The following is a 12,118-nucleotide window of genomic DNA, read 5'->3' on the forward strand; positions in this document are numbered from 1 at the left end:
TTTTGAGTTGATGTTATGGTTGAGGTGTCTCACCATTACTAACCAAAATAACTCCCGCACTGTTCCATGAACTTGTTGGATCTGACTTGCTAAATGACCCGTCATTATATACTGTCCATATTCTATCAAATTGATAACTACCATCTGCTGTTTTACTGACTGCAGGTGAGCTTGTCCATATACCCGATGAAGGTAGATTATCAGGATTACTAAATAGCCAATCGGCGTGTAATGCTTTATTACCAGCTTTTGAGCCTAGATTGACTATATTAAAGATCTCAAAGCGAGTTGGTAGACGCCAGTTTGTTAGACCACATAGGTTTTGTGTATTGGCATGGATAACATACTGTTCAGTTGAGCAAATATCGCCAGCAAGTCCACAACCGTCTTGTCCTTCATTTTTTCCAGTATCTTTAATTCCTGTTTGAGTTTGGCTGTTATAGTAGCCATATTCATATTTAGCATCTTGAAAATCTTTATCTTCTTGCTTTTCATTAAAGGTTTTGCGCTCCCAAACTAGCCCTGTCACATTATCTTTGACGCATCGCCATTGTGTAGCATTTACAGGTAGTTCTTGCCCCTCATCATCAAGTTTGGTAAAAGAAAAACCTGCAATTCCATCTACTTCATCTGTGTCTGTATTATCACGGCCTATATTACAATCTTGGCCTTCTTTAGACATGCAGTCAGTATCGTTCCCCACAGTTTGTCCAGAGAAAGTAACACCTGTATCGTTTAACAAGGTACGTTTTGCTGGCTCTGCTACATAATTACTAATAGTTGCTGTACCTGATGATAGCCCTTTAAATAATGGTAGCTGACTATCATTTAATAGATTAATGTTAAAAGTTTTTGATGTCTTCGGCTCTTCACCAATTAAAGTAATAGGGATAGTGACACTATCTTGTCCTTTTTTAATGACAACAAAATTATTCTTTGGAAGAGTATAGTCCACACCCTCTCTAGCTGTTCCTGGAACTACTTCAAAAAATACTTTGGTATCTTGGGTTACAGCTTGCTTAGGGCTAGTGCTAACAGTGAAGTCTAGAGTAGTTTCAGCATTGCCTTTAATAGCTGTTGCATTTGAGATTTGTAAACCTAAGTCTGTATTTTTTACTGTACTTTCTGTTGTCGTAACTTCACCTAGTTTTGCACCACCAGTTGGTTCAGATAATATGATAGTTATTTTTCGGTCTTCAGTTGCTTGATTATCTGACTTTAATGGAATTTTTAAATCAATCTGTGGTTTTTCTGAGGTTAATGTCAGGGTTCCTGATTGTTGACTCGGATCTTTTAATAAATCTAATATGCTATCAGTTGAGCCATTTTCTTCCAGTTGATACTTTATAGTTACTGGTTTGCCTGCTTTTAAGGTAGTAATATCTTTTACTGTCACTATATAAGATAGTTCCCCATCTCCTTCAGAAGTACTGTAGCTAAAATTGATTAGTGAAATTTCAGGTGTTTTATTATCAGTGTTACTTTCAGAGCTTGTATGACTGGAAGGTAGGGTTGGTTTATCATCAACACCACAACCAGCAAGCATCAGACATGACAAGCTAGCAGCCAGCAGGGTAGGGATTTTTGAATGTGAGGTTACTTTCATAAGTTTTCCTTAAATTTTTTACCTTGGGATAAGGTATAATTGTTAAGTATCAGGACAGGATGACTATAGATACTATAGAATATTAGAGAGATCTCACATTTTGATAGCCCTAAACAAAATGTTGTGTAACGTATTTATGGTAACTAGATTATTGAAAAAGTGATTTGTTAAAAAGTCTTTACCAATCGTTTACATATCTCTACAAATAGAGTACCATTTATAAGCAAACAAGTAAATGATAATTACTATTAATTTTTAGTTTTTGTTTCAAGAATGTTTGTCTTTTAATTTGGTTTTTATATGTAACTATATGAATATATGACTGATTTTAGAGAGTGGGTGATATTAATTATTTATTTTTTATTATCTACTAAAATGATGCCAAATATCTCATTATTTTTTTTATAAAATAAACCAAAGACTTATGTATCAATAAGTCTAAGTTCTAGCAATTAATATTTCCACATTATGAAGGATAGTAAGATGAGCGAAAGCAATCAAGATAGTGCTTTAACTTTTAGTGAAGAATTAAAAAAGCACTCTAGAGTAACCCATGACAGTGTTGATGAATTAGTTATGTCAATGCAACCATTTGCATCTGTTGAAAATTATGGCAGATTTTTACAAGCTCAGCATGAGTTTCATGAAACGTTACGTGATATTTACCAAGATGATCAGCTAAATAAAGAGTTAGAAGCTCTAAATGAGCTAGCAAGAGCTGATATGGTAAATAAAGATATGCAAACTCTTAATGTACAACCTGCTCAGATAGAGATTGCTCGTCCAGCACCAACAGGCGCAAATCGCCTTGGTTGGTTGTATTGTGCCGAAGGGTCAAATGTCGGTGCTGCTATTTTGTATAAAGAAGCAGGCAAGATTGAGTTAACTGATGAGCATGGTGCAGCTCACTTGGCAGCACATCCTGATGGACGTATGCGTCACTGGCGTGCATTTAAAGAAAAACTAGATAATCTAAAACTTAATGACGAAGAAAAAGCACAAGCAATGCAAGGTTCTGATGAGGCATTCGCTTATTTTAAATCTTTGATTCATGCAGTATATGCAGGTAGTAAGTAAAAATACTTCTCTATCTAAAAGTATAAGAGTGTCAGTTTGTTACATCCATATTTGTATTTAATGCTTGTGAAAAAATGACATGTCCTCATTGTAGGTTTGGTTGTTTAATATAATAAAGTAGTTTGATGAATGTCAGGCTACTTTATTTTGTATCTATCTGTTTATATTGATAATATCTCTGGTAAATCATAAGTTTTGAAATATACCTCACAGATATTCTTTCTGTATCTTCTATAAACTTCAATATGGTCGATAAGTGATTAATAGATATATTTAAAATATGGAGATGATTGATATTAGGAGAAAGCCTCTAGGGAGGTTGGATATATGTCTAAGTAATTATATTTAAAGGTTATTTATAGCAAGATGCCAGATTGATGATAATGATTAAGAAACTAATAATTATTGAATGGTTATATTATTAGCGCAATAATTGATGGTAGTAATGGTTTATCATTTAGTTATTGCTTTTAAATTATTTGTGACTTATCTAATATCTAGATATTGCTATTGATTGGTATGATGATATAAGTGAGCTAATTGAAGAGTTGCACTTTAACTGTTCTAATCAAAATAAAAGTACAATAGGTTTTTATGAATAAATCTGTATAACAGCATGATTGATAATCATTATCTGTTATTACAGTGTGTATAGGTCTTTTGAGTAGCGAAAATTGGCTTCTTAGACTATAGTGTCTTTTTTTTATGAGTAATACTGCAATAGGGCGGTAATGTATGAATCATGTAGAAAAGCGCGCCATTGCTGGCGTTGGTGGTATCTTTGCCTTGCGTATGTTTGGGCTGTTTATGATAGTCCCTGTTTTTTCGGTATATGGTGATCAGTATACTCATGCAACCCCCTTTTTGATTGGTCTGGCGGTTGGTATCTATGGATTAGGGCAAGCCCTGTTTCAGATTCCAATAAGCTTGGCAGCAGATAAGTTCCCTCGTAAGCCAATGATTCTATTTGGGTTGGTCTTATTTGCATTGGGAGGCATACTGGCGGCGACAGCGGATAGTATTTATCAAGTAATTATTGGTAGAGCATTGGCAGGTAGTGGTGCAGTATCTGCAGTATTAATGGCTTTATTGGCAGATGTAACTCGAGAGCAGACACGCACCAAAGCGATGGCAACGATGGGCTTGACCATTGCGACCTCGATCATGTTAGCATTTGCATTTGGTCCAATGTTTGTTGATGTGCTTGATATTTCAGGGTTATTTTGGCTAACAGTTGTATTAGCATTGATAGCAATGGCTTTACTGGCAGTGATTCCTACACCAGTGCGTGTGTTAAAACATAATTTAGCAGATAAGTCGATTGGAGAACAGCTTAAAGATGTGGTCACGATTGGTGATTTGAATCGGTTGCATTTTGGAATATTTGCACTACATTTAACCATGACTGCGATTTTTGTGATTTTGCCACAGCAGTTGTCTGCGGTATTGGGTCTAAATGTACGCCAACAGGGCTATGTATATTTGCCATTGCTCTTTATTGGTTTTGCCATTGCGATCCCTTTTATTATTATTGCGGAAAAACGCAAAAAAATGCGAGAAGTATTTATTGCTGCAGTGGCATTGATGGTTATTGCATTAGGTGGCTTAGCACTGGCGTATCAATGGGGTGCGGGTATTATCATTAGTCTTGGCCTGTACTTTATTGGTTTTAATCTCTTGGAAGCAACCATCCCTTCATGGATATCTAAAAAAGCACCAGTTGCAAATAAAGCAACAGCAATGGGACTGAATTCATCTAGTCAGTTCTTTGGTGCTTTTGTTGGTGGGGCATTAGGTGGTATTTTGTTGACACATAGCCCTGCTTTAGCATGGAGTATATTGGCATTGGTTATGGCGACTGCCTTATTTTTTATTTTTACCATTGATCATCCGCCTTATTTGACCAGTGCAACACTAAGCATTCCAGAAAATATTGATATTCATCGTTGGTCACAGCAAGTTATGTCAATTGATGGTGTTGATGATATTGTGGTGATGGATAAGGAGGGTGTAGCATACCTGAAGGTGGATAAGCATCAAATGGATGATGCTGCACGACAGCAGTTGTCGAGTCTAACTCCAACAGTGCTAGATATCTAAGGTAAATTTAGGTAAAGTAACATCATTGTATTTCTAGGAATTAAATTTGTGTAGCCTATCCTTATGAAAGGTAGTGTCTATTTACTATATAAATCAAATTTAAGAATGTTATATTGTTTGCATAGATACATGTTTTGCATCTATGGTAAGTATATGACATTTATAAAAACTTACAATTTTTATCTTTTAAAAGGATATAACTATGCGTGGTATTAATAAAGTCATTATCGTTGGTAATTTAGGTGCAGATCCTGAGTCTCATCAATTTAGTAATGGTGGTAGTGTTACAAATATCTCTGTTGCGACATCTGAACAATGGACAGATAAACAGACAGGTGAGAAACGGGAAGCCACAGAATGGCATCGTATTGTGCTATTTAATCGTCTAGGTGAGATTGCCGCTCAATATTTGCGTAAAGGAAGCAAGGTTTATATTGAAGGTAGCCTACGTACTCGCAAGTGGCAAGACCAAAATGGTCAAGACCGTTATACAACTGAAATACGTGCTGACCAAATGCAAATGTTAGACAGTGTTGGTTCAAATCAAAATGGATATCAGGGAGGCTATCAAAATAACCAGTCTCAAAATAATAACTTTGGTCAATCCAATAACTTTGGTATGAATCAATCTCAGCAAGGTGGTTATCAAAATCAATCTGCACCTCAAAATACTGGTGCTTATAATAACCAAGCTCCTCAAAACAGCTTTGCTAATAATGCCCCTAATGTACAACAAGGGCAACCACAAAACACATCCACAGCAAATGTTCCAAATAATAATGCACCAATGTCAGATGCGCCTGTAGATGATGATATACCGTTTTAGAATGTATCTTTAGGTTCATGCAGTAGTCAAAGCCTTCAAAGCTTATACTGGACGGATCTGAAATACCTAGCTTAAAGTGTTTGTTGAATTAGAAAGCCTTACTATATTGTAGTTGGGCTTTTTTTGTATTAGGTAATAAAACTATAAGTAAGATACCATTCTTAATATAGATTATAGTAATAATCTGAAGGAATGAGAAAGAGATAAATATATAATACTCGTAGATAGTACGAAGCTATTTTTATTTTATAGTAGGGCTATCAAAGATTTTTTATTATAAATTTTGTTACGGATTTCTATCAAACTGTACTTTTATTCCATAAAAATTTGAATTAATTGCAAATAAACTGTATTTAAGTATCAGTTATTTAAAACAATAAAGCTGTTTTAAAGTTGAAAATTAATATATAATTACCAGCAGATTAGCCATAGTTAGAAAGATAGTGTTAGTATATGGGATAGCTTTTATAGTTTATTGTATTTATTAAGCAATTTTATTTAAAAAAATCCTAACTTTGTTATAGAATATATAGCGCTATCATGATGGTTTATCTACCATAGGTAGTATGTTATGGTTTATTTATATCAGTCTGATATATTAGTTAGTTTTATTTTAGTATAATCTACTAAATTGAAGGACTATGATATTGCTAGGATCGTTGTGAATAAGCTATAAAACATAGGGATATATTAAAGCAAGTGTAAGTATGTTGAGTGATGTATTAGTAATAAAACATACTTAGATGGTCATAGATAGAAAATGGTGCTAGCCATTTGTATTACTGCCATAAGTTTAATGATGACTTATTTTATTGTTATGCTTATTTGCTATATATTTATTCTTATCGTTATTTCAAAAATATTTTTTAACCCAGACTATAGGTAGGGCAAATAATGAGTAAACTTACAGCCGCAGATTTAGCAAAACTTGATGTTGATGAGCTTTTAGCTCTTTCTGAAAATGCAAAGCAATTAATTGTTGAAAAGCAACATCAGCGTTTATTTGATGCTTATCGTCAATTTGAACAAATTGCTGAACAGTGCGATGCTAGCATTGATGAGATTTTAGAAGCGGGTGAGCAGCTAGAAAGAGAGCGTAATATTAAATATCGCAACCCTAATAATGCAGATGAGACTTGGATTGGTCGCGGACGCAAACCAACTTGGTTGGTCGAAGCTTTAGAGCAAGGCAAAAAGCTTGAAGACTTTGCAGTCTAATATATTCATTAGACTATTATTGTACTGATTTAATGAATGAGTCAATAAAGCAAGATTAGGGCATGATAGATATCCTATCATGTCCAGATCTATGTTTATTTAAAGTATGACAATTCTTTTTCTATAATATATGACCACTTTATATGCTTATGATAGTCGTGGAAAAGTTATCCAGCCGACTGTTTAGCTAACCTCAAAAAACAATCACTTAAAACAATTAAGATAAAAAATTATAAAAATAGTATGAGTAACCATACTTTCTCTGTTAAAATCTGACCAATTTTTTATTTAAGAGCCTCCATCATCTTCTAATTTGTTTTGACCTGAAAGTGTTCACTCGTTAATATGGACATTTTTTAATCAACAGTGATAGTAACACTGGTTTGTTGTATTGGCTGTTGTTACATATGTGCTCTTAGATTTCTCTACAGCTTTGTAATATAGGCATCTATAATTGTGGCTTTGAAGACCGTTGCATCCTCAGCTAATCAAAAACCTCGACCATGGAAGATATGGTGGTTGGTTGCTATTGTGATATTGTTGCTTTGTATTCTAGTTCAGATACCAGCAATATGGCTATTAGGTAAGTTTGCACCTGATTCAAAGCTGATTCAGCAAGTGTCGGGGAATTTATGGCATGGTTCAGCCATTGTTCAGCTGCCACCTGAGCTGTCAGCCAATCCTTCATCAGTGGTTACTGGTTCGGTTATGTGGCAGTGGCGTCCTTGGGCTTTATTTTTAGGAAAGGTAGGCATGGATGTTGAGATTGAGTCCGGACAGACGCGATTACAAGGACAGATTAATCGTAGTTTTAGTCAGTGGCAGTTGCAAGATTGGTCAGGAAAAATTGATAAGCAAACATTGTCTTCTGTAGTAAATTGGCAACTTCCAGATGCACCAATACAGATTAATGCACTTTCTTTAAGTTATGATAAGTCAGTGGGTTTTGAGGATGTTGATGGACAGCTGACTTGGGTTGGTGGAGAGATGGGCTATCCTAGTGGAAACAAGATATATCAGATTTTATTGCCAGCAATGCGTGCTGATATTAGTAATGAGAATAAAGATAATAAACAAGTTATTCATGCCAATCTTGTAGATAATAATAATAAGCGCCTTGGCGACTTGTATATTGATAATGATGCGATGTTAGATGTGAGCTTGACGCAAAGATTTTTGGAAAATATGCCAGAATATAGTGGTAGTGCGCCCGCAGATACAGCCGTTGTGAGTGTGCGTCAGCCTCTTTTGGGTGGTCAGTCATGACTACTTCAGCAAGTCAAATAGCTAAGTCGGCGATCGTATGGGTGAACCGACTGTCAGGTTGGTTATTATTATTAGCAATTATTTGGTTGTGCTGGAGTGTTGCCCGTATTCTTTGGCTGATTTTAGCCCCGCCTGTAGCACCAGCTTTACCTCTTTTAGAAAAACAGCCACCCCCAGTATTATCTACAAATACCAGTAATGCTTTGACTATCTTCGAGAATGAACCAAGTCAGCCTGCAACTCCAAAACGTCCACCACCACAAGTTACCCTGAAGGGTGTCATGATAGCGCAGCCAAGTGATCTATCTTCAGCAATGCTTGAAGTAGAGGGAAAAGTAGCGAATTATCGTATTGGTAAGTTTTTGGCAGACACAGGGTATAAGCTGATAGATGTTTCATGGAATCAGGTCATTATTGCTGATGATAGTGACAATCAAGTTGTTATTGATATGCCTCCACCATTAGAGTTAAATCAAAATACAGCTGGGGCTAGTAATAGTCGTGGTATTGGTAACCATCGTTTGTCTGCATCGTCTGGTGCTTCAGTAACTACAAATAATCGCCTTGATGAGCAGATGGCACTAGATGCATTGGATACGGATGGAGCATTAGAAGGTTTTCAAGCTGAAGGTGGTATCGAAGCACCAGAGCAAACAGAACCGGATGTGAATGCTTCTTTGAATCAAGCCACAGAAGAACTAAAACAAAATCCTGCCAGTTATTTAAGTCGTATGGGTGTGATGGCGACAGGAGAAGGCTATCAGGTCACAGAAGCCATGCCAGCACATATCCGTGATAGGTTGGGTCTTGAGGCTGGAGATAGAGTATTGTCTGTAAATGGGCAGAATGTGGGTAGTAATCCTGCGGCAGATGCCGATTTACTGCAACAAGTGAAGCAGTCGGGTGAAGCTCAAATTGAGGTGAGACGTGGCGATCAGGTGATTAATATTCGTCAGCAGTTTTAATGGCTTATTTTAGCAGTCTATATATTTATATGCCTTAAGTCGAGTTTTAGATGTTGTAAACACAGTAGTGTTGATTGAGTGTGATGAGACTACTTTGTGTGTGGAAGCTATATTTTACTTTTAGGTGAAAATTGGCTACATTTTTCCAACGAAGATGAAGATTGAGCATACCCTAATTATAGTCGGATAAAGACAGTGGATAATGATGATAAGGTTTAAATTACACAATTTTGGTATCGATTCTTTGCACGCATTGCAACGGAATTTTTTAGATCGTTATCAATGGCAAAAGAAGGCTGAAAGTAGCAGTGGTCGCAAGCATACTTTGCGTCTGTTGTGTTTATCGACTTCATTATGGATGGCATCATTGCATCCTGCTTATGCAGAAAGTTGGAAGGTCAATCTACAGGATGCTGATATTAAGGCTTTTATTAATGAAGTGGCAACGATTACTAACCAAAACTTTGTGTTAGATCCTCGTATTAATGGTAATGTGACCGTCATTTCTAATCGTGCTTTATCAAAAGAAGAAGTCTACCAGCTATTTTTAGGTGTGATGCAGGTCAATGGGATCGCAGCTATTGATACAGGGACAACCGTTAAGCTAGTACCTGATACTGTCGCAAAGCAGACTGGTATAGAGGTTGATTTGCGAGGTGATAGTGTTGGTGAAGCCATGAAGACGCGGATTGTCTATTTGAGCAATACACCAGCAGCAGAGATATTAACCGTTATTAGACCCTTAATGCCTCAGTCTGCGCATGCAGCCGCTGTTCCAGGAGTCAATGCGTTAGTATTGTCTGATCGTGCAGAGAACCTAAACCAAATTACGGCACTGGTTAGAGATTTAGACAGTGATAGTAATGATATTTTAAGCGTGATACCTTTGCGTCATGTTGATGCTGAGCGTATGATGGATTTGATTAGCAATCTGACGGGAACAGCAAGTGACAATGGTACAACAGGAAGTCAGCTAAAAATTATTGCTGATACTGCCAGTGATCGTTTATTAGTCAAAGGCAGCCCTGAGACGATTGCACAGATTCAAGAGATGGTAAACCAGCTAGATACGATGCCATCTCGACGATTAAGTGGTTTGAGAGTATTTCGTCTTAAATATGCCAGCGCTAGTCATATTGCCGAAATGTTACGTGGTTTATTATCAAACCAATCACTCAATAGTACAGGCGCTGTATCTACACTTGAGTCTGCTTCGCTCCTTGATGGAAGCAGTAATTCTTCGGCAACTACCAGTAGTGCATCATCAGGGTTAAGCTCTGCTAGTAGTACAGCTTCCTCAGGTAGTCGAGCCAGTTCGGGTTCGGCTGGGTCATCTTCTGTAGGTAGTGGTTCACGTCCATTTAGTATCATTGCTGATGAAACCCAGAACTCTGTGATTATTAATGCTGAGCCTGAGTTGATGGCAGAGATTGAAGAAGCTATTAATCAGTTAGATACACGACGTGCGCAGGTATTGATTCAGGCTGCGATTGTTGAAGTATCAGGTAATGATGCCAAACAGCTGGGTGTACAGTGGGCATTAGGTAATGCTAACAGTGGCTATGGAGTGGTGAACTTTAATAATGTGGGTGTGAGTGCAACGGCATTGGCTACAGCAGCACTTACTGGTGGCGCAAGTAGTGCTGCAAGTTCCATTGCAGGTGCCTTACTGGGTATGGGTAATGTAAATAAGGACTCCAATGGTAATACCCAGTTTTATGGTGCAGTTTTACAAGCACTGGATTCTACAAATAGTGCTAACTTATTGTCGATGCCGTCTATATTGACACTGGATAATGAAAAAGCCAGTATTTTGGTGGGGCAGAATGTTCCTTTCGTTACAGGCTCTTATACCACAAGTGGTAGCTCGTCTAATAACCCCTTTCAAACAATTGAGCGTAAAGATGTCGGGATTAATTTAAATGTTATTCCTCATATTGGTGAAAATGGAACAGTGCGTTTAGAGGTCTCACAAGAAGTATCTTCTGTCGTGAATGGTTCAGCAAGCAATGCCAGTGGCTTAGTGACAAATAAAAGCTTGATTAATACGACAATTTTAGCAGATGATCAGCAAACCATCGCTCTTGGTGGATTAATGCGTGATAATACAACCAATGGTCAGCAAAAAGTACCTGGTTTAGGTGATATTCCATTTGTTGGACGATTATTCCGTTCAGATAATACTAAGACAGATAAAAGTAACTTAATTATCTTTTTACAACCAACGATTTTACGAGATGGTGGTGCAGTGGCAAGTGTGACTGAGCGCACCTATAATCAGATGCGAGTTATGAAGTTGGTTATTGACAAAAATGGTACGATTAAAAAAATACCATTATCTGGCGCTCAAGGTTGGGAGAGTTATGATAATAATGGCTATAAACTGATGCCTTTAAACCCAATGACAAACTCAACAATAAATATAGAGCAGGTACGCTCATCAGATGTCCAGAAAGTGACGACAGAAACAGAAGCTGGTCTGGCAACTAAGGAAGCTGTGGTATTGCCAGCTAGCACAACCTACCAACAAGCACCAATAATTGAATCGCCAGTATTAATTGAGTCTGTGCCAGAGTCATATTCTGAGCCACCACCTGTTTATCCAGCAGACATGTCAAATTTGGGTAGTCCAGAGTTACACTCAGAAGAAGCAACTATTGTAGATATTGAGGATAGTCAGATTACAGAATAAGTTATCAATTAGTTTTTATCTCATTACGTTGATGCTGTCCCATTATTGTATAAATAATGGGCAGTTTTTATTTATGAATACCGAAATATGTTGAAGAATTATGCAGTAAGTGCAAATTATTTCTAAAAATATGATATGAGTCATGTTACTTTACAAACAAATGTCATTAGTAACATACTTATACATATCGTCCAGATAAATTTAGTTAACATAGTCAAATATATATGTTACTAGATAAAAATAAGTTTGTATTTTTATATAATTGAATTGTTCAATAGTAAAAGCTAAAACGATTGAGAGGAGAAATGCTTGTGCGTAAAGCATCAATAATAAAGCTCAGCTTGGTAGGATTGGCACTCTTATTAATT

General features: G+C 36.7%; 8 protein-coding genes. 7 read left to right on the forward strand and 1 reads right to left on the reverse strand.

Going from position 1 to position 12,118, the window contains the following annotated elements; all coding sequences use genetic code 11:
* Positions 1–13: 13 nt before the first annotated feature.
* Entirely contained in the window at positions 14–1,606 is a 1,593-nt protein-coding gene (locus FHK88_RS13105) for a DUF1566 domain-containing protein (protein WP_227431160.1), read from the reverse strand.
* A gap of 483 nt (positions 1,607–2,089) precedes the next feature.
* Here FHK88_RS13105 and FHK88_RS13110 point away from each other — a divergent pair, with 483 nt between their 5' ends.
* The 7 genes from FHK88_RS13110 (at position 2,090) to gspD (ending at position 11,750) form a co-directional block, all read left to right on the forward strand.
* Positions 2,090–2,683 (forward strand): biliverdin-producing heme oxygenase, encoded by a 594-nt coding sequence (locus FHK88_RS13110; protein WP_227431161.1) that lies wholly within the window; start codon positions 2,090–2,092, stop codon positions 2,681–2,683.
* A 735-nt stretch (positions 2,684–3,418) separates the two neighbouring features.
* On the forward strand, positions 3,419–4,783 hold the full coding sequence (locus FHK88_RS13115; protein ID WP_227431162.1) for an MFS transporter: 1,365 nt from the start codon (positions 3,419–3,421) through the stop codon (positions 4,781–4,783).
* A 202-nt stretch (positions 4,784–4,985) separates the two neighbouring features.
* Positions 4,986–5,609: a single-stranded DNA-binding protein gene (gene ssb, locus FHK88_RS13120; RefSeq protein WP_264480688.1), complete on the forward strand. Its 624-nt coding sequence runs from the start codon at positions 4,986–4,988 to the stop codon at positions 5,607–5,609.
* Between the two features lie 894 nt (positions 5,610–6,503).
* A complete protein-coding gene (locus FHK88_RS13125; RefSeq protein ID WP_227431163.1) occupies positions 6,504–6,827 on the forward strand; it encodes an H-NS family nucleoid-associated regulatory protein in 324 nt (107 codons plus the stop codon).
* Positions 6,828–7,283: 456 nt separating this feature from the next.
* On the forward strand, positions 7,284–8,093 hold the full coding sequence (gene gspN, locus FHK88_RS13130) for a type II secretion system protein N (RefSeq protein ID WP_227431164.1): 810 nt from the start codon (positions 7,284–7,286) through the stop codon (positions 8,091–8,093).
* On the forward strand, positions 8,090–9,058 hold the full coding sequence (locus FHK88_RS13135; protein ID WP_227431165.1) for a type II secretion system protein N: 969 nt from the start codon (positions 8,090–8,092) through the stop codon (positions 9,056–9,058). The genes gspN and FHK88_RS13135 overlap by 4 nt, the downstream gene beginning before the upstream one ends.
* A 325-nt stretch (positions 9,059–9,383) precedes the next feature.
* Positions 9,384–11,750, forward strand: coding sequence for a type II secretion system secretin GspD (gene gspD, locus FHK88_RS13140; RefSeq protein ID WP_413680532.1), 2,367 nt, complete (start codon positions 9,384–9,386; stop codon positions 11,748–11,750).
* Positions 11,751–12,118 lie beyond the last annotated feature (368 nt).

This window comes from Psychrobacter sp. I-STPA6b (assembly GCF_020662265.1).
Taxonomy (GTDB): domain Bacteria; phylum Pseudomonadota; class Gammaproteobacteria; order Pseudomonadales; family Moraxellaceae; genus Psychrobacter.